Below are 26,006 nucleotides of genomic sequence, written 5' to 3' on the forward strand. Positions count from 1 at the left end.
GATTTTGAGGAATATAATATGTGTGATCCGGTATTTTAATATCGGATTTTATGGCAAATGGTTTTTCAGGATTGTCGAAAGAATGTTCCGCAAATATAAAAGGATTAATATGTACTGTATTAAGTGAGTTATGAAAAGGCAAAGATGCGTGATTGTGATTTGCCTTTTTTTTCGTTTTATGCTCATTTTCGGAATAATGCAGTTTAAAAAAATCTTTTAAGTCAATGGATGTTTCTTCAGTGTGTTCGCAATAATGTTGGATTAAAAAAGGCAAGCGATATATTTCCTGCAAAACAGTATTAGTGAATCCTATTTGCAGGGACAGTAAAGTAACGACTATGATGGTCAAAAATTTCACGCCTCAAATTTAGCAATATTCCTTAAAATAGTAAATCACTATTTTAAGGTATTTACTTATAAGGTACCTCTTATTCCATTTTAGCGCCACTCGCTGCCAAATCGAAGCCACAAGCGACCACATGACAGAAAATCAATCATTTACAAGAACAACCTCTCTAATTTCGCTTCTCAAACTTTTAATTTTTAAAGATTATGCAACAAGAAGATGATTTAAGAGGACTTGCCAAAGTGATGGAGTTCATGAGGGCAATCAGTATTATTTTTGTAGTGATAAACATTTATTGGTTTTGCTATTACGCTTTGCGTGAATGGGGAATCAATATTTCGGTAGTTGATAAGATACTACTGAACTTTGACCGGACTGCCGGACTATTCGGTAGTATTCTTTATACCAAATTATTTGCCGTTGTTTTCCTTGCCCTTTCGTGTCTGGGAACTAAGGGAGTTAAAGAGGAAAAAATCACTTGGCCGAAAATCTATGTTTTTCTGACAATAGGTTTTATCCTGTTCTTTATGAATTGGTGGATACTTGAATTGCCATTACCTGCATCGGCTACAACAGGTTTTTACATCCTGACAATGGCAGCAGGTTATCTGTTCCTTTTGGTCGGTGGATTATGGATGAGCCGTTTACTCAAAAACAATATGTTCGACGACGTATTCAACACGGAGAACGAGAGTTTTATGCAGGAAACACGGCTATTACAGAGTGAATATTCCGTGAACCTGCCTACGAAATTCTGGTATAAGAAAAAAGAATGGCGGGGTTGGATAAACGTTGTAAATCCTTTTCGTGCAAGTATTGTGTTAGGAACTCCGGGCAGTGGGAAGTCATACGCTGTTGTTAATCAATACATTAAGCAACAAATTGAGAAAGGATTTTCAATGTACGTGTATGATTTTAAGTTTCCTGACCTTTCTACAATCGCTTATAATCATTTACTGAACAATCAATTAGGCTACAAAAAAGTCCCCACGTTTTACGTGATAAACTTCGACGATCCGAGCCGTTCACACCGATGTAATCCAATCAACCCTTCTTTCATGGAAGATATTAGCGATGCTTACGAATCGAGTTATACAATTATGCTTAACCTTAATAAAACATGGGTGCAAAAACAAGGCGACTTCTTTGTGGAATCTCCGATAATTCTGTTTGCTGCTATTATATGGTATCTCCGAATTTATAAAGACGGAAAATATTGCACATTCCCTCATGCGATAGAGTTCCTGAATAAAAGGTATGAAGATATTTTCCCTATTTTGACAAGTTATCCCGAACTGGAAAACTACCTAAGTCCCTTTATGGACGCGTGGCTTGGGGGCGCAATGGAACAGTTGCAGGGACAGATAGCAAGTGCTAAAATACCGCTTTCAAGAATGATTAGCCCGCAATTATACTGGGTAATGAGCGGTGATGAGTTCACGCTTGATATAAACAACCCTGATGATCCGAAGGTATTAGTCGTAGGCAATAACCCCGATAGGCAAAATATATACGGCGCAGCTTTGGGACTTTACAATTCCAGAATAGTTAAATTGATAAACAAAAAAGGGCAATTAAAGAGTTCGGTCGTAATCGACGAATTACCGACAATTTATTTCAAAGGTCTTGACAATTTGATCGCAACAGCCCGTAGTAATAAGGTTGCTGTGCTTTTGGGCTTTCAGGATTTTTCGCAGCTAATAAGGGACTACGGGGATAAGGAAGCAAAAGTTGTGATGAACACCGTAGGAAATGTTTTTAGCGGTCAGGTTGTGGGAGAAACTGCAAAAACATTATCCGATAGATTTGGTAAAGTCTTACAGAAACGCCAGTCTATGACTATTAACCGCAATGATAAATCGACCTCTATAAGTACCCAGATGGATAGCTTGATACCACCGTCCAAAATCAGTAACTTGACACAAGGGATGTTTGTCGGAGCGATTGCCGACAACTTTGATGAACGTATCGAGCAGAAAATTTTCCATTGTGAAATAGTTGTAGATAATGCAAAGGTAGCTGCCGAAACTAAGGCTTATCAATCTATTCCTATTATTACCGACTTTAAAGACGAAAACGGAGTAGATAAGATGAAAGAGCAGATACAGCTCAACTATAACCGTATCAAAGAGGAAACCAAACAAATTGTTGCAGAAGAACTACAACGCATTAAGGATGATCCTTCATTGGCTCATTTATTACAGCAACAAGAATAAATATACATATATATATAATGTAGGAGAGCCGGATTTCCGGCTCTTTGTTTTTCCTATAACGCCACTCACTGCCAAATCGAAGCCACAAGCGACCACCTGCCGAAAAATCAACAGCTAACCTCTTGATTACCGCTACTTTTATTCTGCATTAATAGTGATGCAGAACAAAAACAGTTTTTATTATGGATGAAAAATTAAATCCGAAAGACAAAGTTCTCCTGATGCGAGATGAAGGAGAAGGCAACAAACTCAAAGTCGTGAAAGGCATCGACAAAAAAGGTAAAATTGATGCCATTGATCCCATGAAGGCGAAGCAAACCGATTTTATCAAAATTGACAAACACGCCGATCCCCTTGAAAACTTTTTCAAAAACTTCTTTAATCAAGCTAAAAACCCGTCGCATACAGGATTCTATGCGGTTACCGTCGATATGCTTGATAAAGTATTAAAACTAAGTGATGAAGATTTGGAGAAGTATCGTATCAATCCGAAAGATTATATGAATCAGCAGGAACAATCCACCAAAGAGAGTGAAAAGCAAGTTCAAACCGAAAAAAAAGAAGAAAAAATGGAAGCAACACCAGCAACCGAACAGAAGACCGAATTTAAGCAATTCGACACAAGCCGTATCCCTGAAAGTGAATATCAGAAATACGGTATCAAGCCCGAAAATCTGGAGGGCGAACTCAAAGCCATGAGTTACGGGTATAAATCTCCGCACCTTGTAGATATCAACCCCAAAATAGAGGGAGTAGAATATCCCATGAAAGCCCGTCTTTCACTGGAGGAACAGCCGGATGGCAGCCTGAAATTTACCCCGCATCCATACCAACAGCAGGTTGATTTGGAAAAACCGTTTCAGGGCATTATGCTCCCCAATGACGTAAAAGAAAACCTGTTAGCAACGGGTAACAGTGGTAGGGTGGTAGAACTGGAGCCAAGACCGGGCGAAAAAGTACCGTCGCTTATTTCTATCGACAAGCAGACTAACCGTTTGGAAGCCGTACCCCTTGATAAGCTCACAGTATCTCAAAACCTGAAAGGTGTTGAGTTATCTCCTGAACAACAACAGGCATTAAAAGAAGGGAAAAAGGTACTCGTAGAGGGTATGACCTCCAAAAAGACAATAGGTACCGATAATCCTAAAAAATTCGATGCTTATGTTCAGTTTAATGCAGCCAAAGGCGGTTACGATTTCAATTATGACGGATTAGACCGCAATAAGTATCAGCAGAACAATAGACAGGAACAAAGCCAGAACGGAGAACAGCAGAACCAAGTCCGTATTCCTAAAAAACTTTTAGGCGTTGATTTGGACGATAAACAACAAAGTTCTCTCCGGGAAGGAAAAGCCGTCTATGTTCAGGGTATGATGAAAGACGGAAAGGGCGAGCCTTTCAATGCCTATGTAAAGGTCAATCAGGAAAAAGGCAAACTGGATTTCTTTAAGTGGAACCCGGACAGAGCCAAAAAGCAAGGTGCGGATGTGAAAGTTGCCGAAGGCAATAAGACACAGGTAGCAGTCAATTCACAGGGTAAAACCAATGAAGCAACCAAACATTCAAATGAACCCCTGAAACAAGGTCAGCAAAACCCGACCGAAAAGCAGCAAGAGCAGAAGCAGATTAGGAAACCTGTGAAAAAGTCCACAGGACATAAAATGTAATACCAACCACTAAAAAATCCAATAGTAAATGAAAGTAATAATTGCAGAAAAGCCAAGCGTAGCCCGTGATATAGCGGCTATCGTTGGTGCGGATAACCGCAAGGACGGTTATTTAGAAGGGAACGGATATTGTGTAACGTGGGCATTTGGCCACCTCATAGGACTGGCAATGCCGCAGGACTATGGTATTACAGGATTTCAGGCTGAAAACCTACCGATACTTCCTGCCGAATTTAAGTTATTGCCTCGTCAGGTAAAGGACGGTAAAGAATACAAACCTGATCCGGGCACAATGAAACAACTTAAAGTTATCAAAGAGTTATTTAATAAATGTGAGCGTATAGTGGTTGCGACCGATGCAGGACGTGAAGGGGAGTTAATTTTCAGATATATATATAATTATCTGGAGTGTTCCCGCCCTTTCGACCGTCTTTGGATAAGCTCTCTCACGGATCAGGCTATCCGCAAAGGATTGGAGAACCTACGTCCGGGAAAAGAGTACGACAACCTGTATCGTTCGGCAAAAGCCCGGAGCCAAGCCGATTGGGTTGTCGGGATAAACGCTTCACAAGCCCTGTCAATATCAGCCGGGCACGGCGTATGGTCATTGGGACGGGTGCAAACACCTACACTCGCCATGATATGCAGCCGTTATCTGGAAAACAAAGATTTCAAACCGCAAACCTATTTTCAGGTAAAATTGCATACGGCAAAAGATGCAACCCAGTTCGCCGCTATTTCCACAGAACGGTACAACACAAAGCAGGAGGCAGACGACATCTTAAACCGTGTCCGATCCGCCGAATCCGTAAACGTGATAAGCGTAGAAAAGAAAGAAGCCAATCAGGAACCGCCATTGCTCTACGATTTGACTACTTTGCAGAAAGAAGCGAACAGCCGCCATAGTTTTTCAGCAGATAAAACCCTGTCGGTAGCCCAGTCGCTTTACGAAGCGAAACTTATTTCCTATCCAAGAACGGGCAGCCGTTATATTTCCGATGATGTTTTTGCCGAGATACCCGCCCTTATAGGTCAGTTATCCGGTTACGCTCCATTCGGCAACTATGCAAAAATAATGTCAGGGGCAAGCCTGAACAGGCGTTCTGTAAATGATAAGAAAGTAACAGACCACCATGCTCTGATTATCACCGAAAATATGCCGAAAGATATTTCAGCCGACCAACGTATCATATACGATATGATTGCTGCCCGAATGTTGGAAGCCTTTTCCGGCAAATGCACCAAAGAAAACACAAGCGTTTCTTTGGATGCTTCGGGCATTGCTTTTTCAGTCAAAGGTAGCATTATCCTTATTCCCGGTTGGCGTGCCGTATTGAACGCACCTGATGAAGAAAAAGGCGAAGACGATGCTCCGGCACTTCCATCCCTGTCCGATGGGGATGTACTTCCCATTAACGGAACGGACTTACTGGAGAAACAAACCAAGCCCCGCCCATTACATACGGAAAGTAGTTTATTATCTTCTATGGAAACCTGTGGTAAAGACCTTACCGACGAAACGGAACGGGAAGCGCTCAAAGAATCGGGTATCGGAACACCTGCCACCCGTGCCGCTATTATCGAAACGCTTTTCTCCCGTGAATATATTCAGCGTGAAAAAAAATCCCTTGTTCCTACCAATAAAGGATTGGTAGTCTATCTGGCTATCCGTGATAAAAAAATAGCGGACGTAGCTATGACCGGAGCATGGGAAAGCGCATTGAATAAAATAGCAACGGGAGAAATGGATGCCGATACCTTTCATAGAAGTATCGAAGTATATGCCGCACAGATTACCACCGAATTACTGGAGAAGAAAATCGAAGGCGGCAATACAAGAGAGAGCTGTCCATGTCCGAAATGTAAAAACGGTCAGGTAGTAATATTCCAAAAGGTTGCAAAATGTAACAATGAGGCTTGCGGACTGACAGTATTCCGGAATAAATCAGGAAAAGACCTGACGGACGGACAACTGAAAGACCTGCTTACCAAAGGCAAGACAGGTACTATCAAAGGCTTTAAGAGTAAAGAAAATAAGCCTTTTGATGCTGCCGTAGCTTTTGATGCAGAGTATAAAACGATATTCCAATTTGATAATTCCAAAAAGAGGAAAAAGTAATGAAAATAAGTTTGTTATTAAATTTAGGACAGGCATTGACGAGAAATGCAAATCTGGATAAGCCGACTAAAATGCTATATTCTTTTATTGATTATTGTAAAAGTCATGATTTTCCATATCCTACTATTCCAAGAATCGGAGAATTTATTTCATTGGAAGAGTTCTTTATAGAATGGGCGAAATCGCTTGATGACTGCGAATTAAATATGCTTGATAATATTAATTCGCTAACTACGTGTATCGGTAAGGAAATTAAGGTCATCAATGTTATTCACAATGTAAATCGCTCAGTCCTGTACTGTTCTGACTTGTATAAATTGGAATAAAACAGCTATCTTTGCCACTAAGAAGTTCATATGGCACAGGTTTTAATGAGAAATTATTAAATCTATCCTATTGAATTTTTTAGTGGTGGCACTGGGGAGGGATACCCCGGTGCCTTTTGCTTATCCGTATCAATAGTTTTCCACTAAAAAATTCATAGTTATGAAATACAATTCAAATTTAGAGCCTGCGGAAATGTCATACTTCCGGCTCAATCTACTTTCTTATTTACGTGATTCCCACCCCGACAAAGCAAATGACCTTTCATTTATTGCCGGACGTGGGGATATGGCAGCCGAAGCGTACAGCGAAGCCGTAAAAAGCGGTTTAGACCATATTCAAGCTGCCGAAATTGCAAACGAAGCCTTATTCAAAGGCTTACACTTTTCACCTTATAATATAGTAGTTGAAATACTTTGGAACGAGTTTTTCGACGAAGTTTCTCCGGGTGGTGCCCAGGCAAAGGCAAAAGAACTAATGCCCGAATGTCAGGCGGTATTTGCTAAATACAACCTTAGTGATGATTATGCCGAAACGACAGAGTACCAGTCGCTTTATACAGAGCTTGTCGGCACGATCCTGATACTGCTCGAAAATGAGTTACAATAAGCGAACTCATTTGCGTCAGAATATTGACGCAATAAAGTTAGCGTTAAGGCTCGACAAGGAACAAAAAAAGGCAACACCCGAAGAACGGGAAATACTCGCAAAATATTCAGGCTTTGGAGGGATTAAGGCAATCCTTAACCCTGCCGACAAACCCGAAGATATTGAGCGGTGGTCTAAATCCGAAGTCGAGCTTTTCCCGTTGGTGCAAGAACTCCACGAGGTACTCCGTGAAAGTTCTCCCACACCGGAAGTTTACAAACGCTATGTCAGTTCCCTGAAAAGTTCTATCCTTACGGCATTTTATACGCCGAAGCCTGTTATTGATGTGTTAGCGGATGCACTAAAGGATAGCGGTATAACTCCGACACGCTTTTTAGAACCCAGTGCCGGAACAGGTGCGTTTATTTCTTCTTTCAAAGATATTGCACCTGAAGCTAACGTAACCAGTTTTGAAAAAGACCTGCTAACAGGTAAAATTCTATCGCACCTTTATCCTGATGATAAGGTACGGATTGAAGGTTACGAAAAAATGGAAGGACGCTATTCACAGCATTTTGATGTGATTGCATCTAATATCCCTTTTGGAGATGTTTCGGTATTCGATCCGCTACTGTCCAACCATGAAATACCCGCCGTCAAACAATCGACACAGGCGATACACAACTACTTTTTTGTAAAAAGTGTCATGTCGGCCAGAGAAGGCGGGTTAATCGCCTTTATTACCAGTCAGGGCGTACTCAATTCGGAACAAAACAAACCGATACGGGAATACCTGATGAACTCTTGCGATGTTGTTTCAGCTATCCGTTTGCCGAACAACCTCTTTTCCGACCATGCCGGAACTGATGTCGGCAGCGACCTGATTGTATTACAACGGAATAATAAAAATATAGTTCCAAGCCAACGACAGCAGGATTTTATCGAATCCCGCAAATTATCTAACGGCATATCTATTAATAACCTGTTCCGTGATTTCAACAGAGTAGTACAAACCCGTTCCAAAATCGACACCGATCCATACGGCAAACCTGCTATTGTTTTTACCCATGAAGGCGGTATTGAGGGAATAGCCACAGATTTGCGGCAAATGCTGAAAGATGATTTTTCAAAACATTTGGATTTGCAGCGTTACCAAAACTATGCACAGGAAAACCCGGCACAGTCGGTAACACAACAATCTCAATCTGCAAAATTGGATAACAGCAATCAGATAACCGAACAGGATATTCAGGAATTAAGTGATTACGCTTCTGAAATGGACAGAAAACTGTATGCCGAACGTCCGCCACAACCCGAAGATTTTGGAATTAAAGAAAAAAAGCAGAATGAAACAGAAGAAAGACAACCGGCTGCTCCAAATACTTTTAGAGGTACTCTTTTCGATATGGATGATCCTGCCATTAAAAAAGCGCCGACTACGGAGGCGAAACCCCAGTCCGTAACGCAGGAACCATTAATAACGCTCTATGACCTTTTCGGCTTTACCCAAGAGGAACGCAGTCAGGTAAACAAACCCAAAAAGAGAGGTAGAAAATTCAAATTACAGGCAAGCAAGTCAAAGGAACTGCCGTTTATGGACTGGCGGGAAGAAATGGCGCATAATGCAGCGCAGCAACGGGAAAAGCTACAACAGGAAAGCGCCGAGGCCTATCCCGTATTCGATGCCCGTCGGGAAGAACAGTTGGAACGGCTGAAAGAGGAAGCCGAACGGGAACAGCAGGAACGCATGAAACCTGTTCCTTTCCTATTGGAAGATATACCGTCCCATTACCGTGATGGCTCACTTGTTACCGACGAAAATAATCGTATCGGTTATTTGCGTGATTTGAATGGATTTCAGCCGATGTTCCATCCGCTTCAGCTCACCGGAACACAGCAGGCGAAAGCATCCCTTTATATTGAAATACGGGACACTTATCACCACCTGTACAGCAACGAAGCAACAAGGTTGGAAGCCAATCCTGCATTAAGGGAAATGCTTAACCGACTGTATGATGATTTTACCCGCCGTTTCGGAAATATAAACGATGCGAAAAATCTTAGTCTTATAAAAATGGATGCCGGAGGAACGGAAATTCTTTCTCTGGAACGGTATATCGACGGTAAAGCCGTCAAAGCAGATATATTTCAACAACCGGTTGCCTTTAATCCCAATGAGATTACCCATGCCGATAATGCACGGGAAGCCCTGACCGCTTCGCTCAATAAACATGCAACGGTAAACCTTGAATATATGGCAGGGCTTACAGGGGGGACTTCGGATGAAATACTGGAGGAACTCAAAGGGCAGGTATTTTTCAATCCAATGATAGGCTCTTATGAAATTAAAGACAAGTTCATAAGTGGTAATGTTATCTCCAAAGCGGAACACGTAGAGCGGTATATAGAAAACCACCCCGACAATGAAGCGGCAAAAGAATCATTAAAGGCTCTGAAAGAAGCAATACCCCGTCCGATAGCATTCGAAGATTTGGATTTTAATTTCGGAGAACGGTGGATACCGTCGGGCATTTACAGCAAATACGCTTCACATTTGTTTGATACGAATGTATCGGTGCATTATGCTCAAAGCCGTGATGAATACACGCTCAAAGCCGACAGCAAAAATATCAAGATATGGGATCAGTACGCTGTTAAGGCAACAAGCCGGACTTTCGACGGTATCGCCCTGATGAAACACGCCTTGCATAATACCTCTCCTGATATAACAAAGAAAGTCAATAAGTTGATTGACGGGGAAATAAAAGAGGTCAAGGTACGTGATTCCGAATCTATTCAACTCGCCAATTCCAAGATTGACGAGATACGGAACGGTTTCGTTGAATGGCTTAACGAACAATCACCGGAGTTCAAAGACCGACTGGCAGATAAATACAACCGTACATTTAATTGTTTCGTCCGTCCGGAGTATGACGGAAGCCACCAAGAGTTTCCGGGACTGGATCTGAAAGGCTTGGGTATTCCCGACCTATACAATAGCCAAAAGGATGCAATTTGGATGGATAAACTCAATGGCGGGGGTATTATCGACCACGAAGTCGGGGGCGGTAAAACCCTGATAATGTGTGTAAGCGCCTACGAGAAAAAACGTTTGGGATTGGTAAATAAACCGCTCATTATGGCGCTCAAAGCCAATGTTCATGAAATAGCCCAAACTTTCTGTACGGCTTACCCCAATGCAAAAGTGTTGTATCCGGGTAAAGAAGATTTCACCCCTGCTAAACGGGCGAAGATTTTCAACGAAATGAAGAATAACAACTGGGATGCAATCATTTTAACACACGAACAGTTTGGTATGATACCCCAGTCACCCGAAATTCAGCAACGGATATTACAGGCGGAACTCGATAGCGTAGAAGAAAATCTGGAAGTGTTACGGGCACAAGGAAAGGAGATTTCCCGTGCTATGGAAAAAGGTTTAGTTAAAAGACAATTAAACCTTGAAGCCAAATTGGAAAATATAACCTACCAGATTGAGAACCGCAAGGATGACACCGTAGATTTCCGTCTTATGGGTATCGACCACTTGTATGTTGATGAGAGCCACCGATTCAAGAACCTGACCTTTACAACCCGACACGACAGGGTTGCAGGTCTGGGTAATGCCGAAGGCTCACAACGTGCCTTGAATATGCTTTTTGCCCTGCGTACCATTCAGGACAGGACGGGAAAAGATTTGGGAGCCACTTTTCTTTCAGGCACAACCATTTCCAACAGTTTGACAGAGTTATACTTGCTTTTCAAGTATCTCCGGCCGAACGAACTGGAACGACAGGGTATTAATACATTCGATGCGTGGGCGGCAATCTTCGCCAAAAAGTCGATAGACTACGAATTTTCGGTAACGAATGAAATTGTGCAAAAAGAACGCTTTCGGTATTTTATCAAAGTACCCGAATTGGCAGCTTTTTATGCCGAAATAACAGACTATCGTTCTGCGGAGGATATTGGTATCGACCGCCCTGTAAAGAATGAAATTCTGCATAATATTCCACCAACACCCGACCAACAGGAGTTTATACAAAAGTTGGTAGAGTTCGCCAAAACAGGTAAAGGTGAAATATTAGGACGTGCGCCATTATCGGAAAGCGAAGAAAAAGCAAAAATGCTTATCGCTACCGATTACGCGCGAAAGATGTCCCTCGATATGCGACTGATTGATCCAGTTAAATATGGCGACCATGTGGACAACAAGGCTTCCCATGTGGCTAAAATGGTATCAGACTACTACACAAAATTCAAAGACCACAAAGCAACCCAGTTCGTTTTCTCCGATTTAGGCACTTACAAACCCGGAGAATGGAACCCATGCTCCGAGATAAAGCGTAAACTGGTGGATGACTATGGAATCCCGGCTCACGAAATACGCTTTATTCAGGAAGCCAAAACGGATAAGGCTCGTAAAACCATGATTAAGGATATGAACGAGGGTAAAATCCGTGTATTGTTCGGCTCTACCGAAATGTTGGGAACCGGAGTAAACGCCCAGAAACGATGCGTTGCAATCCACCATTTAGATGCGCCTTGGCGACCGTCAGACTTGGAACAGCGGGACGGTCGGGGCATTCGCAAGGGCAATGAAATTGCGAAGCTATATGCGGATAATAAAGTAGATGTACTTATCTATGCTGTGGAAAAATCGTTAGATGCGTACAAGTTCGGTTTACTTCACAACAAGCAGCTTTTCATTCGCCAGTTGAAAAATAATTCACTGGGTAGCCGTACTATCGACGAGGGAAGTATGGACGAAAAAGGCGGTATGAACTTCTCTGAATATGTGGCAATTCTTTCCGGCAATACCGAATTACTGGAGAAAGCACGATTGGAAAAGAAAATCGCTTCTTTGGAATCCGAACGACAGGCATTCATGCGTGGCAAGTCATCATCACGTTACAAATTGGAGGATATTATATCCAATGTAGAGCAAAACAACGGGTTTATTAGCCGTATATCCAAAGATATTGAAGCGTTTAACACCCGTGTTCAGCATCAGCCGGACGGTATTACCCGCCTGAATCCTGTTCAGTTAGACGGATTACAGGGCAGTAACCCAAAAGAAGTCGGGCTGAAGCTAAATGAAATAGCCGACAAAGCCCGCACACATGGAGCGCATGAGAAAATTGGTACACTTTACGGTTTTGATTTAATGGTAAAATCTGAAACCACTAATAAAGATGGCTTCGATGTTATACAAAATCGTTTCTTTATTAAGGGAGAGGGCAATATTCTCTACAATTATAATCACGGGGTAATGGCTACTGATCCGAAGACCGCAGCACAAAATTTCCTGAATGCACTCGATACCATGCCTAAACTTTTGGAGAAGTATCAAGCGGATAATGAGAAGTTGCAAAAGGATATACCTGTACTGAAAGAAGTAGTCGAAGGTACTTGGCGTAAGGAACCGGAACTGAAAACCCTGAAAGACGAGTTAATAAAGTTGGATAGGGAAATTCAGCTCTCACTTACTCCAATCAGTGAAACTGAAGGACAAGCGGAAACTGTACCTGATAAGACTGTTTCTACTACCAATCAGAACCAGTCGCAAGGCAAGACCGAAACATCGACTGTTCGGGATGCACCATTGCCAAATACTTTGCAGGGAGTTAAAGAAATAATGGGCGATAGGCTTGTTATTGCATCGGTGGGTGGTAGTCCGCCGAAAGTGGATAAAAAGGATTCTTCTAAAAATTTCAAACTGTAAAAATAAAGCCCGTGCCTGTCATCACGACGGTACGGGCTTTTGAATATAAATTCATAAAAACTATAAATATGGAAATAGTAATGCCCTCACGGGTTTTTCTTATTGTTGCCCCTTTTCTTGTTAAAGTTTTCCCTGATGAAAATATGAACATCACTTTCTTTGTAGTATGTCTTATGATAAACTGTCTGAAAAGGCAGTTCTCCGGTACTACGATAGCGTTGCAGGGTGCGTTTACTTACATTAAGCAACATGCACAAATCCTGATTATCAAGCAAAATTTCTCCATCTAACATATTCCTACGTTTACTCATTTTATCAAGTATTTTATCTATTTTGTCGAAGCGATCCATGATACGCTCCATCCATGCTTCAAAATTTTCTCTATCTATATACATAGTATTTCGTTTTTAGATGATATGCCCTATCATAAAGTAGTTTTGATTGGACGGATCTTTTATAATTATATCTTTCTCTCGCATATATTTAATATAGCTTTTGGCGGTACGTTCCTTTACATCCATTATCTGCTGTATGCGGTCGCATAGGTCTATATAGGTCAGATGCCTTTGTGAATCGAATATCTCACGGGCAACTGTCGCCAGTTCTTTCTCTTTCCTTTTTTCTTTTTCCTCTCGTGGTTTTTCTCCGATATATATGTGCATACCTAATTCTTTATCCCACGAAAACTGCATTAAAGGAACGTCGAGAGGACTGCCGTCCCTTACTTTGAGCGCCTTCACCACTGATATTGACGGATCGCTGTCAAGTTCTATACTAAGGATTGCAGCAGCTTTGCGTTGTAATTCCGAACCAAGATGCCCACGCAATTTCAAGCCATTGGGTACATAATGAAGCACACATATAATACAGGTACGGTATATTCCTGCCAACCTGTATAGTTCATCCATAATCCTGATGCTTTCAACTTCGTCATTTGCCGATGACACTAAATCTGCTATCCCGTCAATGACAACTAAGCGAATGCCCTCATATTCGTAATGGTACTTATCCATACTCTGAACAATAGCTTGTAACCGTTCTTTTCGGGACATTCCCGTAAGAGAAAAAGCCCGTAGTTCTTCCGGTTTTTCTTCCAGTTTAGCACGCTTTAAAAGATTTGATACATTTTTGAAAAGCTGTACTTCCGATTGTTCCGTATCATAGAGCAAAACCGCTTTATGGTCGGAATTATCCCGTACATCAACGCCTAACGTATCAATGGGACGATTGTCGTTTCTTATCGAACCTGCAATCAGGGCAGCAACATAGTTGCTTTTTCCTGTGCCTTCACCGCCAGTAATACAAAGTATGTTACCCTGTGTGCCCAGTGGTACGTCGCCGGCAGATATAACTTCTTCTGCTTTTGCCGGAGGATTGTTAAAATCAATTTCGCATGATTTCAGCATGGTCATTGTTTCATTATATAGGTTATCAAGAAAATCGAGAAATAATTGTCGGAACTCTTTCCGGCTATTACCCTTACTGAAATAGTCGGTAATATCTTTGTCCTTTTTTTCTCCCGAAAGTGGGAGTACAAGACGTTTAACACCATATTCGGACAATGCCTTTTCATGCTTCACCGCACTATCTGTTCCTGTTTTATCTGCATCATAGAGCAGTACAATATGTTTAAACCGGAATGTCAGTTTGTAGATGATCCCTGTCGGGATTATAGAGGTTTCACTATTAAAGCAGATAGCGTGGAATCCATGAGCGGCAAGTGTCATCACGTCTTTTTCTCCGCCGGTGATAAACAGCGTATCTCCTTTGGCGGGTAATTGCTCCAGTCCGAAACAGTAATTCTCCCCGATATTACCACCATATAAAAAACGGACTTCCGAAAACGGACGGTAAATCTTCACATACCGTTTACTCATATATCCGAAAATAGGCTCATTTTCTGATGAAGTATAGTAGAATGGTTTATTGTCTTTATTTTCGCTTCTAAATTCTTTCAGGGAAACTGTTTTGTAGTATTTCAATATTTCGGGCGTAATACCTGATTGCTTCCAAAAATCCAGTTCTTTTTGAGTGAATTTTTGTTGAATGATATTATACGGTTTGTTTTTGGGTAGTTCAGGCGTAGGCTGTTGTTTGTTCGATGTGATTGGCTGCGGAGTATGAGAGTAATCGGAATCACCCAGTCCTAATGCCATATCCCTGTTTATTGTCTTTAATATTTCGACAAAATCAGCTCCATTGCTACAATCCAAACCGTTCAATCTTCCAACGAAGAAAAAGCAATCGCCACTGTAATCGTCATTGCCGAAATCCTTAATTTTATAAACGCCATTACGACGGTCAAAATATACATTGCACGATGCTTTACGGTCTTCATACAAAGGATTAAGGAAATTACGTCCTGTTTTCCATTGGACTGGGATATAGTGTTTGAATACGTCCAAACCGTTATTCGTCCGTCTTAATAATTCGTCTTTGTTGAGCATGGAGTTTATGATTATTTATAAGGTCATTCATACATTCATCGGTGCTGCGGATTCTTTTCTCAGTAAGCATCCGTTTTATTTCAGCAATGGTATAATATGATTTGCCGGAGATAATGGAATAAGAAATCATCCGGTTACTTCGCAAACGTTGAAGTGTTCGTTCGCTGATTTTGAGAAAGGTGCAAACTTCGTAACTGTCCACCCACATTTCGTCCGGGTTGGTAGTATCATCATCCTGATGATCTATCACGAATTTCGCTATGGCATTAATTTTGGAAACTAATTCTTTGTATGCCTGTGATTCTATTGTAATGACATCCATAATTGCTACTTATTGAATTGATGCAAAGTTCGGAAGTTGCAAAAACGTAGAATGACAAGTTGCTATAACTATTTTTGAAATTTCATTCTAAATATCTAATAATCAGAATGTTTTAGTTTTGTTTTTTTAGGAATGTAAAGTGAGAATCTTTACATTGGGTATTTTTGGAAGAAAAAGACGTAAAAAAGCCCTGAAAATGATAGTTTTTCAGGGCTAAAAGAGGGAAAATCCGTTAAGATAAACTTTATATCATCTTTATATTGATTTTCTCATAACTTATTGATAATGAATTGATTTTTATAATTACTTCTGCTGTTTTTTTATTGACCACCTGACATTTTACCTGTTATCGTCATCATCCATTTTTTTGTTAAGGCTATCTCGCAATGAATCAAGATATAAAGTCCGGCTTTCTTTCCGGTTTCTGATATTCAAATAGATGCGGTAAAACTCTCCGGCATCGGTATTGAAAACATTACAGAAATAATCTATCAACTCTTTAATATCAATGTTTCCATAATTTATGCTTCCTTTTGCATATATAGCATAAATCAGTTCGACAAGTTCTGTTTTAGTTCCTGTCCAAGTATGTTTTATACGGGGAAATTTAGAGTTATCCATTTCGTTTTCAGGATGTTTTTCCAGTTTATTTAATTCAGCATTGAGATAAATACGGAGCATCTCATTGGCTAATATTTTAGAAACTTTGTAATCAAAACTGGTAGAAAAATTATTATCCCTTTCAAAGTAGAAGCAATCTACATTAAGTTCAATATTCGGCTCTACCCGAAGAAAATAATAACGGTCAAGATGAGTCTTCTCTGTCCTGTAATACTGGTAGAAATCTAAGTTTTTATCAAAATAATCTTTTATCCTGTCTAATTCCCTTATTATATAATTTTTCTGTGCCGTATCACTTCCAGTCGGTCGATTAGTTTCTATCTTATAAATCTCCGAGTAATAGATTAATTTGCTGAAAAGTTGGGGTTTGTACTCTTTAAAAAAACATATTTTTTCATCATCACTTTTGAACTTATAATCGTTCAGTTTCATCTTTAGCTGTTGCATAATTCCTTTTAGCAACAAAACTGCTTTTTTAGCTTTTCTTAAAGAGGCTTCTTCTTCCAGTTCAATAGCTTCAAGCTGATCATTCACTTTTTCGATTATAGTATTGACGTGTTTATTCATAAGGCTATATTTTAGGTACAAACCCCAACAGGGCATAATTAAAATTTCATTTTCAAAATCCTAATAGCGTTCAATATCGCCAATAACGATACCCCAACATCAGCAAATACCGCTTCCCATAAGGTTGCAACACCTCCTGCACCCAAAATCAACACAATGAGCTTTACACCAAAAGCCAGACTTATATTCTGTATAACAATTCGGCGTGTAGCTTTGCCTATTGTTATAGCCGTTGCTATCCGGCTCGGTTGGTCTGTCTGAATAATAACGTCTGCCGTTTCTATGGCAACGTCGCTACCCAGTCCACCCATTGCAATGCCTACGTCGCTCATGGCAAGAACAGGCGCATCGTTTATCCCATCGCCTACAAAAGCAATGTTATTACCCGGATCGGACTTCAACTGCTCTACATACTCAACCTTTCCTTCGGGCAGCAGATCGCCATGCGCTTGCGTAACGTTCAACTCTGTGGCAAGCTGCGAAACGATGGCCTGTTTATCTCCTGACAGCATTACAATATTCTTAATTCCTAACTCACGCAAAGCGTTCACGGCTGTAGCTGCATCCTCTTTCGGAGCATCGGCTACCAGAATATATCCGGAATAGATGCCATTGATAGCGCAAACAACAATCGTTTCGGGTATAGTCGCTATTTCCGGCGGGAACTCTACATTGTTTTTTATCAATAATTTAGGATTACCCACAAGAACTATTTTACCATTGATAGAAGCCTGTAAGCCGTGCCCTGCGATTTCATTCACAATCTCCGGCTTAATTACTTCGATATTCTGCTCTTTTGCATATTCCACAATAGCTTTCGCTATGGGATGCGTACTTTGCGTTTCAACCGAAGCCACTAAATTCACAAGGTCTGTTTCGAGCAGAAAATCTGCCGGAACAATCTTTTGTACCTTGAAAACTCCCTGTGTCAGTGTTCCGGTTTTATCCATCACCACCGTATTTACTTTGGTAATGGCTTCCAAATAGTTGCTTCCTTTAAATAGTATTCCTTTACGGCTTGCCGCCCCGATACCACCAAAGTAGCCCAACGGTATGCTGATAACCAAAGCACACGGGCAGGAAATAACGAGGAATACCAATCCACGATAAACCCAGTCGTACAACACAAAATTGAATGCCGGATTAATAGCAGAGTATGCCAGTGGTAATAACACTATAAGCGCAGCCAGTGCCACCACTATCGGAGTATAGATGCGGGCAAATTTGCGTATGAACTGTTCTGCGGGTGCCTTTTTTTCTGTGGCGTTCTGAACAAGGTCAAGAATACGAGCCAAAGCACTCATACCAAATGGTTTCGTTACTTCAATTCTTGAAACATTGTCGGTAAGTATCATACCTGCAAATACGTCCTCATTTTTCCGTATCGTTCTGGGAACACTCTCTCCAGTTAATGCCGAAGTATTAAAAGATGCCGATTCATTCAGTAAAATTCCGTCAAGAGGCACTCTTTCGCCTACCTTGACTTCCACAATATCACCTACATTTACATTCTCCGGCGACATTATTTCAGTTTTATCCATCTTAATAACTGTCGCTGTTTCTGGTCGGACATCAAGTAATGCACTAATGCTCCTTTTTGCACGGTTTACCGCTGCATCCTGAAAGAGTTCGCCTACGGCATAGAACAGCATTACTGCAACGCCTTCGGGGTATTCTCCGATAAAGAACGCCCCGATGGTAGCTATACTCATCAATGTAAACTCGCTGAATACGTCTTTCTGGCGAATGGCTTCCCATGCTTCTTTTATCACCGGTAAGCCTACCGGAATATAAGCGATGATATACCATGCGAGTTGTACCCACTTATCGGCAAAGAACGAAAGCCCGACAGCGGAAAAGATGATGCCTGCAATCAGCATCACAAAGGAGATAGCCGCCCGGATGTAACCTCTTTTCTGTGAGGTATCCATTTCCTGTTTGGTCTTGTCTATAACACAAGCCCCATCATTGCAATTTCCCATAATTATTTTAATTTATCGTTTATACTTCTTTTTATACAATTCCTCATTCAAAAACACAAATGGTAATAGTGTAAACAAAGTCCCAAAGAATAAGACTTCCTTTAACGGCCATCTATGAAAGAAACAATGATGATGGGGACATCTGGTTACATAATACCATAACAAAAAACCTAATGTAATCCCAATGGTTATACTTAACGCTACAATCCATTTTTTTGCTCTTGAACTAATCATTTTTTTCTTTGCAATGACCTTACTCTTTTTTTTCTTTTGCTGTCTTTTCATGACATCATTTTTTAGAGTTCTACGGCTGCAAGTTCGGCAAATGCCAGTTGATAATCCCTTTCGGCTGCAAGCGTCTGGTTTACGTTGTCGTAGTACAATCCCATTTCAACCATGTAATCAAGCAAGGATATTTCACCCGCATCAAGTGCTTTTTTCAACAGGATGGTATTATTTACGTTTGCCAGCGATTTACGATATTTGTCGGCAGTAGTTTTCAGTCCCATTGCTTTGGAATACTGTATTTGCAGTTGGCTGAAAAACTGTTGCTTGGTATCGGCTTCGCGGCTTTGGGCAGCAGCAACAGATGCCTTTGCCTGTTTCACCTGATTTTTATTCGACCATAGCGGTATGGATATACCAAGCGACACACCCTGATACCGTTGTCCGACTACTTTTTCACTCATGTATCCGGCGGTAAACTTAGGCAGGTTCATCGCTTTGCTTAGTGATACCTGTTTCTGGCTTACTTCGATTTCGTTACGCACGTATGCCAACACCGGGTTTTTATCTTCGGCTTGTACATACCAGTCGTTAAAGTTCAACGGAAGCTCACGGCTGCCGTAGTCTGCATCATTAAAGACTACGTCGATACCGCCGTTCAGCCTTTTCAACTGGGCAAGGAGTGCATCACGTTCTACTTCCATGCGCGATATTTCTCCTTGTATGGTAGAAAGGTTCAGGTTTACTTTGTTGTACTCCAAGATACTTACGTCGCCCCTGTCCATACGGTCTTTATAACCTTTGGCAATGGTTTCTGCATGTTCCAGACGCAAATAAAGTTCTTTAAGCAGGGAATTGTAATATATCAGTTCAATGCAGTATTGTTTTGCTTCGAGCAATATATTCATACGGTCGGCTTTGTACTGCCATTCCACAAGGTTGTTTCTACCGTTTGCTAACCGACTTTTCATTCCCGTAATGGTGGGAATGTCGAATGTCTGCGATACGCTAAAATCGGTACGATTACCTATATTTGAAGGGTTACCCCAGAGATAATTGAAGCCCACTTCCGGATCATCAAGGAAGATGCCCGTTTTGTTTTGCAGCTTATCCGCTTCAACTTGTTCGCGGAGGGCTTTCAGGGTTGTATTGTTCTCTTCTATCGAAGACAATACAGGGTTGATATTATTCTGCGCATTGAGCGTTATGCCTGCGAAGAGTACCAACATGGTTATTATGATTGTTCTCATTCTAATTCTAATTTAGTGTTGTTTACTTCAGGTTCCTCGTTGTCCAGAATTTCGGTTTCAACTACTTTCCTGTTTGTAATTAAGTACATGATAGGAATAATAAAGCCGTTGAGCAAAGTCGATGTGAGCAATCCGCCCAGGATAACCTTTGCCATCGGACTTTGTATTTCGTTACCCGGCAAATCACCACCCAATGCAAGCGGTATCAGTGCAAGACCGGAGGTTAATGCGGTCATCAAGATGGGGTTTAGACGGTCTAACGAGCCGGTCATTACCGCATCAAGTTTGCTATACCCCTCTGCCACAAGGTCGTTGTATCGTGAGATAAGCAACATACCGTTACGTGTAGCGATACCGAACAGGGAGATAAACCCGATAATAGCCGGTATGCTCAGAACGCCGTTAGTAAAGAAAATGGCAAACACTCCGCCGATAAGGGCAAGCGGCAGGTTAAGCAGGATAACAACGGACTGGTTTATGCTCTTAAACTGCGCAAACAGAAGCATGAAAATAGCAAGAATGGAGAAGATTGAGGTAATAAGCAGGGTGCGTGATGCTGCCTGTTCGCTCTCAAACTGTCCGCCGTACTCAATATGATAACCTTCGGGCAGTTCTATCTTTTCGTTTACGATGTCCTGAATGTCATTTACTACTCCGCGCAGGTCACGTCCGGCAACGTTAGCCGATATTACAATCTTACGGGCAACGTTTTCCCTATTGATGGTGTTGGGGCCTGTGGACGATGTTATTTCGGCTATATTACTCAATGGAATTTTACGTCCGTTGGCATCAACAATAAGGTTCTTTATCCTTTCGGCTGTTTCACGGCTATCGTCGTTTACTTTTAGGGTAAGGTCGAACGAGCGGTTTTCTTCGTACACCTGTGAAACGACTTCACCTGCGAGCATGACGTTTACAATCTTCGCAAAGTCGGGTAAGGTTATGCCGTATTTCGCCATTACTTCCCTTTTGGGTTCTATCTTCAACTGCGGACGTTCCACTTGTTGTTCTACGTTCAGATCGGCAATACCTTCAATGTCCTGAATGTTTGCTTTTATTTGGTTACCGATGGAGAACATTTTATTGAGGTCTGTTCCGAACAACTTGATAGCGATGTTGGCACGTGTACCGGATAACATAGCGTCGATACGGTGCGAAATGGGTGCGCCTATTTCTATATTCACTCCCGGCAACACTTTTATCTTTTCGCGTATTTCGGCAAGCACTTCATCTTTGGAACGTTTATCGAGGATGAACGGTGCTTCGATTTCCGATACGTTTACACCGAGTGCGTGTTCATCGAGTTCGGCACGTCCTGTTTTCCGTCCTACGGTTTGAACTTCGGGTATGGAAAGCAAGATATCTTCTGCTATACGCCCCATCTTGTCGGATTCTTCAAGCGATATACCGGGCATACTACTGATGCTTACGGTAAATGAACCCTCATTGAATGGCGGCAGGAAGCTACGACCTAATGAGAAGAAAATGATAACGGCAATCACTAAAACAACACCTGTTCCGCCAAGTACCCATTTCTTGTATTTGAGTGTCCATTTAAGGGCTACCTCGTAAACGATTTTCAGTTTCCTTACTATATACGGTTCACGTTCCGGTTTATCATCTTTTCGTGGTTTACCCAACAGGTAGCTACACAATACTGGAGTAAGGGTTAAGGCTACTACGGTAGAAGCTATCAATGCCATAATAAAGGCTACTCCTAACGGTGCAAGCATACGACCTTCCATTCCAGAAAGGAAGAACAAGGGAACGAAGCTGGCGATGATGATAAATGTGGAGTATAGAATTGGCATACGCACTTCTTTGGAAGCATCGAACACGACGTTGAGTACGGTTTTTTGCAGTTCCTTTGGTTTCTGCCTGTTCTCCCGCAATCGCTTGAACACATTTTCTACATCGACAATGGCATCATCCACAAGCGAGCCAATAGCAATAGCCATACCTCCGAGGCTCATGGTATTAATAGTAAGCCCCATGAATTTTAAGGAGAGTATTGCAAAGACTAATGACAACGGTATCGTTACAAGTGATATAATGGTTGTACGTGCGTTCATCAGGAAGATAACGAAAACGATAACCACGAAGATACCCCCTTCGTACAATGATTTCTGTACGTTATTGATGGAGTTGTCTATAAAACGTGCCTGACGAAAGATGTCGGTTGTTATCTTCACATCTGCCGGAAGCTGTTTCTGTAAATCGGCAAGCGAAGCGTCAAGTTTGTCTGTCAATTCGAGCGTACTTGTAGCCGGTTGCTTGGTAACAGTTATCAATACGGCAGCTTTGCCGTCGTTGGATGCCATACCCAGTTTAGGTGCTTTATCTCCTATTTTTACTTCAGCAATGTTTTCTATCAGGATAGGAACATTGTTTACTGTTTTGATAACAGCTTTTCCCAATGATGGTATTTTATTTGTTGAAAGCACGCCACGGATGATAAATTCGTTTCCGTATTCATACAATACACCACCTGCGGCGTTCTGGTTCATTTCGGTAACGACGTCGATTACTTCATTGAGTCCGATGTTGTAATGTTTCATCTTTCCGGGATCGAGCAATATCTGGTATTCCTTGATTTCACCACCGAGAACGGTTACCTGTGCCACTCCACCTGTTGATAATAAACGGGGGCGGATAGTCCAGTCAGATAATGTCCGCAAATCCTGTAATGAGGTTGAATCGGCGGTTACTCCGATAATCATAAGCTCACCCAGTATGGACGATTGCGGCCCCAACGTCGGATTACCAACGTTAGACGGCAACTGGTCATTGACAACGGCTAACTTTTCGGATACAATCTGACGGGCACGGTAGATGTCCGTTCCCCAGTTAAATTCTACCCATACGATAGAAAAGCCTGTGGTAGAGGATGAACGCACACGGCGTACATCAGTAGCACCGTTCAGGGCGGTTTCGACAGGGAAAGTAACGAGCCGTTCGACTTCTTCGGGAGCCATACCTCGTGCCTCTGTCATCACCACAACGGTGGGTGCATTGAGGTCGGGAAATACATCGACTTCCATATTGACGGCTGTATAGGTTCCTGCCAGCATAAGCAGCAGGGATGCCACTAAAACAACGACACGGTTGTTCAGCGAGAATTTTATTATCTTGTTCAACATACTGATTCGTGTTTTAATGGTTAGTGACTATGTCCTTCGGGCATTACTGAAGAAGTTGCTGCCAGTTTCACCTGATATACTCCTTTGGTAACTACTTTGGCTCCGCGTTGAAGACCTGAAAGGATCTGCACTCTTTCGCCGTTATTCTGTCCGAGGGTTACTTCCTGTTTCTTATATTCTTCGTCGCCTATTTGCAGATACACGAAGTTAAGTCCCTGTTCTTCGGTAATAGCAGAAACGGGAACGGATATTACATTATCCTGTAAGGTCGAAAGCAGATATACTTCGGTATATGCTCCGGGAATAATATCGCCCACGTTATCAAACTCGAATGTAACAGGAATATAGAAAGATTGGTCAGTGGATGCTTTACCGAAAGATAAAAGCCGGCCGTTAAGTTCCGAAAGTTTATATACCTGATTGTCATAGGCAGGCTTAAAGTTAGCACTACTGATGCTTTTAAGTATCTTGAAATTGTTCTCTGATACTTCGGCTCGTAGCTGCAAACGCCTATTCTGCGATACAGTTGCAATGGGCTGACCTACTGAAACGTATTCCCCCTGTGCAACAAGCCTGTTCTTAATATATCCGGCAATGGGAGCTGTAACGCTTACCCCGGTGGCTGTCATATTGCCTGCCTGTGCCTGATATACTGTTTTCGCTGTTTCATAACGCAAACGAGCCTGTTCAAAGTCCTTAGCGGAAATAATCTGGTCTTTTACCAATGATTCGGCACGTTGGAACTCTTTCTGTGCAGTTTCGTATTCAATCCGCGCTTTTACGGACGGATCGCCTTCCAACAGTTTCTTTGCTGAAATAGTTACAATGGATTGTCCGGCTTGTACGGCTGTACCGTCTGTTATGGACGGATTGGTGAAAGATACAATACCGTTGGAAGTAGCTGCAATAACAGCTTCATCACCCTGCGAGGCTTGTATCTGTCCACTGGTTTTAATGGAATTGTAGAAACTACCAAGAGCAACGGTTTCTGTCTTCAATCCAACAAGTTGCGCTTGCTGTTTGGTGAAAAGTATTTCATCCGAATGGCTGTCTTCCATTGCTTCTGCTCCGTGGTCATGTCCGTCGCCCTCGGAGTGCTTATGATCTTTCTCGTTAGCGTGGTCATGCCCATCGCCGTCAGTATGTTTATGTTCTTTATCGTTTGAATGGTCATGTCCATCACCTTCGGAGTGTTCATGCTCTTTCTCATTAGAATGGTCATGTCCATCACCATCAACATGCTCATGTTTATCACTTGATTTTTGATTGTTTTTTCCCTGACCGGAATTGCATCCGGTTAATAATATTGCGATAACAACGAATAATCCTATTATGTACGTTTTCATTTTATTTTTTAATTATTGGGGGAAGTAAAGCATATCCTGATATTTGCTTTGCTTCTCGTGAGAAATATTGATTTTTATGGGTTGATATGTATATACCAATACCCTATGCCTTGAACATATCCAAATGCACAAAGCAGCATGACTTACAGCCTGTAAGTCAAAACATCAGGAAATTATGGAAGGAGGGGCGCGTAAACCGTGAAATTGGTTTGCTTCTGCGGATTTATAGAATGAAATAAATTCTCCGTACTCAAAGTCGGAGGTTGATTCTCCCGAATCGTAGATTAAGAAATCCGCAGCTAAAAAGAATATCGGGAATAAATGTGTAAGATCATGGTTTTGACAAGAAGAAACCTTGCACTTAGTTTCATTTGTCGTTTTGGGTGAAGTATATTTAGATTCAGCAATACAAGATTGTTCATGGTCACTGTCATTAGGTAACTCACGATGGTCTGTATGTTCATCGTTTACCTGATTATCCTGTTCGCATATCTCCATAACAATACACACCAATCCCTCATGATGATGATGTGGTACTATTGCAAGTATCAGTAATACTAAACTTGACAATGCAACAAACGATATGGAAATAATTCGTTTCACTAAATCTTTTTTTACCTGTGCAAAGATAAAATAAAAAGTCATGCAACTAAGTTGCAATCTTATCACATTTTCCGCAATAGCCTTTAATTACGAAATTAACGCTCTCCAATTCCATATTTCCCGGTAGTTCTATTTGAGGAACAGGCACGTTTTCCAAACAAAATGCCTTTTTACAGTAGTTACAGTAAAAGTGTAAATGATAATCACCTTCACTACAACCGCAATCCTCCTGACAAACCGAATATTTAACCGAACCTGATCCGTCGTCAAATTTATGAATCAGCCCATTATCATTAAAGAGGTGAATTATACGAGAAATAGTCGATTTATCAATGCTCAATAATTTTTTCTCTAAGTCCCCTAAACTGAATGCTTCGGTGAACTTTAGCATTGTATCCCATACTAAAATCCGTGTAGATGTGGGCTTTATGCCTTTTCCTTCTAATAATTTTATGATAAAATCGTCCACGTATTTCAAAGATTATTTATGTTATTTATTCTATAACAAAAAGGATGTG

The 26,006-nt window shown here is 41.4% G+C and carries 16 protein-coding genes; 5 read left to right on the top strand and 11 right to left on the bottom strand.

Going from position 1 to position 26,006, the window contains the following annotated elements:
• Positions 1 to 552 precede the first annotated feature (552 nt).
• The 5 genes from mobC (at position 553) to M2135_RS06535 (ending at position 12,985) form a co-directional block, all read left to right on the top strand.
• Positions 553 to 2,562, top strand: a complete 2,010-nt coding sequence (gene mobC / locus M2135_RS06515; protein WP_185154804.1) for a conjugal transfer protein MobC — start codon at positions 553 to 555, stop codon at positions 2,560 to 2,562.
• 182 nt (positions 2,563 to 2,744) lie between these two features.
• Complete coding sequence (locus tag M2135_RS06520; RefSeq protein ID WP_129733333.1) at positions 2,745 to 4,229, top strand: DUF3945 domain-containing protein; 1,485 nt, start codon at positions 2,745 to 2,747, stop codon at positions 4,227 to 4,229.
• A 28-nt stretch (positions 4,230 to 4,257) separates the two neighbouring features.
• Positions 4,258 to 6,348 (top strand): type IA DNA topoisomerase, encoded by a 2,091-nt coding sequence (locus tag M2135_RS06525; RefSeq protein ID WP_129733334.1) that lies wholly within the window; start codon positions 4,258 to 4,260, stop codon positions 6,346 to 6,348.
• Positions 6,349 to 6,834: 486 nt separating this feature from the next.
• Positions 6,835 to 7,281, top strand: coding sequence for a DUF1896 family protein (locus M2135_RS06530; protein ID WP_129733336.1), 447 nt, complete (start codon positions 6,835 to 6,837; stop codon positions 7,279 to 7,281).
• On the top strand, positions 7,268 to 12,985 hold the full coding sequence (locus M2135_RS06535; RefSeq protein ID WP_129733337.1) for an N-6 DNA methylase: 5,718 nt from the start codon (positions 7,268 to 7,270) through the stop codon (positions 12,983 to 12,985). Before M2135_RS06530 ends, M2135_RS06535 begins: the two co-directional genes overlap by 14 nt.
• Before the next feature lie 86 nt (positions 12,986 to 13,071).
• Here the strand turns inward: M2135_RS06535 and M2135_RS06540 are convergent, their stop codons facing one another.
• The 11 genes from M2135_RS06540 to M2135_RS06590 all read right to left on the bottom strand — a co-directional run bounded on the left by M2135_RS06540 (position 13,072) and on the right by M2135_RS06590 (position 25,957).
• Positions 13,072 to 13,380 carry a helix-turn-helix domain-containing protein gene (locus M2135_RS06540; protein WP_129733338.1) on the bottom strand — a complete coding sequence of 103 codons (309 nt, stop codon included), beginning with the start codon at positions 13,378 to 13,380 and terminating at the stop codon, positions 13,072 to 13,074.
• 12 nt (positions 13,381 to 13,392) lie between these two features.
• On the bottom strand, positions 13,393 to 15,432 hold the full coding sequence (locus tag M2135_RS06545; RefSeq protein WP_163176179.1) for an AAA family ATPase: 2,040 nt from the start codon (positions 15,430 to 15,432) through the stop codon (positions 13,393 to 13,395).
• Entirely contained in the window at positions 15,395 to 15,754 is a 360-nt protein-coding gene (locus tag M2135_RS06550) for a helix-turn-helix domain-containing protein (protein WP_129733340.1), read from the bottom strand. The genes M2135_RS06545 and M2135_RS06550 overlap by 38 nt, the downstream gene beginning before the upstream one ends.
• Positions 15,755 to 16,093: 339 nt before the next feature.
• Positions 16,094 to 16,942, bottom strand: coding sequence for an RteC domain-containing protein (locus M2135_RS06555; protein ID WP_280747747.1), 849 nt, complete (start codon positions 16,940 to 16,942; stop codon positions 16,094 to 16,096).
• Between the two features lie 38 nt (positions 16,943 to 16,980).
• Complete coding sequence (locus M2135_RS06560) at positions 16,981 to 18,873, bottom strand: heavy metal translocating P-type ATPase (RefSeq protein ID WP_229058570.1); 1,893 nt, start codon at positions 18,871 to 18,873, stop codon at positions 16,981 to 16,983.
• 63 nt (positions 18,874 to 18,936) lie between these two features.
• Positions 18,937 to 19,209, bottom strand: a complete 273-nt coding sequence (locus M2135_RS06565; RefSeq protein ID WP_129733343.1) for a hypothetical protein — start codon at positions 19,207 to 19,209, stop codon at positions 18,937 to 18,939.
• A gap of 11 nt (positions 19,210 to 19,220) precedes the next feature.
• Positions 19,221 to 20,399 (bottom strand): TolC family protein, encoded by a 1,179-nt coding sequence (locus M2135_RS06570; RefSeq protein ID WP_129733344.1) that lies wholly within the window; start codon positions 20,397 to 20,399, stop codon positions 19,221 to 19,223.
• A complete protein-coding gene (locus M2135_RS06575; protein ID WP_129733345.1) occupies positions 20,396 to 23,539 on the bottom strand; it encodes an efflux RND transporter permease subunit in 3,144 nt (1,047 codons plus the stop codon). Before M2135_RS06575 ends, M2135_RS06570 begins: the two co-directional genes overlap by 4 nt.
• Positions 23,540 to 23,559: 20 nt before the next feature.
• Positions 23,560 to 24,885 carry an efflux RND transporter periplasmic adaptor subunit gene (locus M2135_RS06580; protein ID WP_129733346.1) on the bottom strand — a complete coding sequence of 442 codons (1,326 nt, stop codon included), beginning with the start codon at positions 24,883 to 24,885 and terminating at the stop codon, positions 23,560 to 23,562.
• 165 nt (positions 24,886 to 25,050) lie between these two features.
• Positions 25,051 to 25,488 (bottom strand): DUF6769 family protein, encoded by a 438-nt coding sequence (locus M2135_RS06585; RefSeq protein ID WP_129733347.1) that lies wholly within the window; start codon positions 25,486 to 25,488, stop codon positions 25,051 to 25,053.
• A gap of 46 nt (positions 25,489 to 25,534) precedes the next feature.
• The gene (locus M2135_RS06590; RefSeq protein ID WP_129733348.1) at positions 25,535 to 25,957 is read right to left on the bottom strand and encodes a transcriptional repressor; all 423 of its coding nucleotides are present in this window, start codon (positions 25,955 to 25,957) and stop codon (positions 25,535 to 25,537) included.
• Between the last annotated feature and the right edge of the window lie 49 nt (positions 25,958 to 26,006).

The organism is Parabacteroides sp. PF5-9 (assembly GCF_029893105.1).
Lineage (GTDB): Bacteria > Bacteroidota > Bacteroidia > Bacteroidales > Tannerellaceae > JARXWG01.

What these genes read in the sequence shown, in the direction of transcription:
- mobC (WP_185154804.1), top strand. Translation starts at nt 553, where the DNA reads ATGCAACAAGAAGATGATTTAAGAGGACTTGCCAAAGTGATGGAGTTC.
- M2135_RS06520 (WP_129733333.1), top strand. Translation starts at nt 2,745, where the DNA reads ATGGATGAAAAATTAAATCCGAAAGACAAAGTTCTCCTGATGCGAGAT.
- M2135_RS06525 (WP_129733334.1), top strand. Translation starts at nt 4,258, where the DNA reads ATGAAAGTAATAATTGCAGAAAAGCCAAGCGTAGCCCGTGATATAGCG.
- M2135_RS06530 (WP_129733336.1), top strand. Translation starts at nt 6,835, where the DNA reads ATGAAATACAATTCAAATTTAGAGCCTGCGGAAATGTCATACTTCCGG.
- M2135_RS06535 (WP_129733337.1), top strand. Translation starts at nt 7,268, where the DNA reads ATGAGTTACAATAAGCGAACTCATTTGCGTCAGAATATTGACGCAATA.
- M2135_RS06540 (WP_129733338.1), bottom strand. Translation starts at nt 13,380, where the DNA reads ATGTATATAGATAGAGAAAATTTTGAAGCATGGATGGAGCGTATCATG.
- M2135_RS06545 (WP_163176179.1), bottom strand. Translation starts at nt 15,432, where the DNA reads ATGCTCAACAAAGACGAATTATTAAGACGGACGAATAACGGTTTGGAC.
- M2135_RS06550 (WP_129733340.1), bottom strand. Translation starts at nt 15,754, where the DNA reads ATGGATGTCATTACAATAGAATCACAGGCATACAAAGAATTAGTTTCC.
- M2135_RS06555 (WP_280747747.1), bottom strand. Translation starts at nt 16,942, where the DNA reads ATGAATAAACACGTCAATACTATAATCGAAAAAGTGAATGATCAGCTT.
- M2135_RS06560 (WP_229058570.1), bottom strand. Translation starts at nt 18,873, where the DNA reads ATGGATACCTCACAGAAAAGAGGTTACATCCGGGCGGCTATCTCCTTT.
- M2135_RS06565 (WP_129733343.1), bottom strand. Translation starts at nt 19,209, where the DNA reads ATGAAAAGACAGCAAAAGAAAAAAAAGAGTAAGGTCATTGCAAAGAAA.
- M2135_RS06570 (WP_129733344.1), bottom strand. Translation starts at nt 20,399, where the DNA reads ATGAGAACAATCATAATAACCATGTTGGTACTCTTCGCAGGCATAACG.
- M2135_RS06575 (WP_129733345.1), bottom strand. Translation starts at nt 23,539, where the DNA reads ATGTTGAACAAGATAATAAAATTCTCGCTGAACAACCGTGTCGTTGTT.
- M2135_RS06580 (WP_129733346.1), bottom strand. Translation starts at nt 24,885, where the DNA reads ATGAAAACGTACATAATAGGATTATTCGTTGTTATCGCAATATTATTA.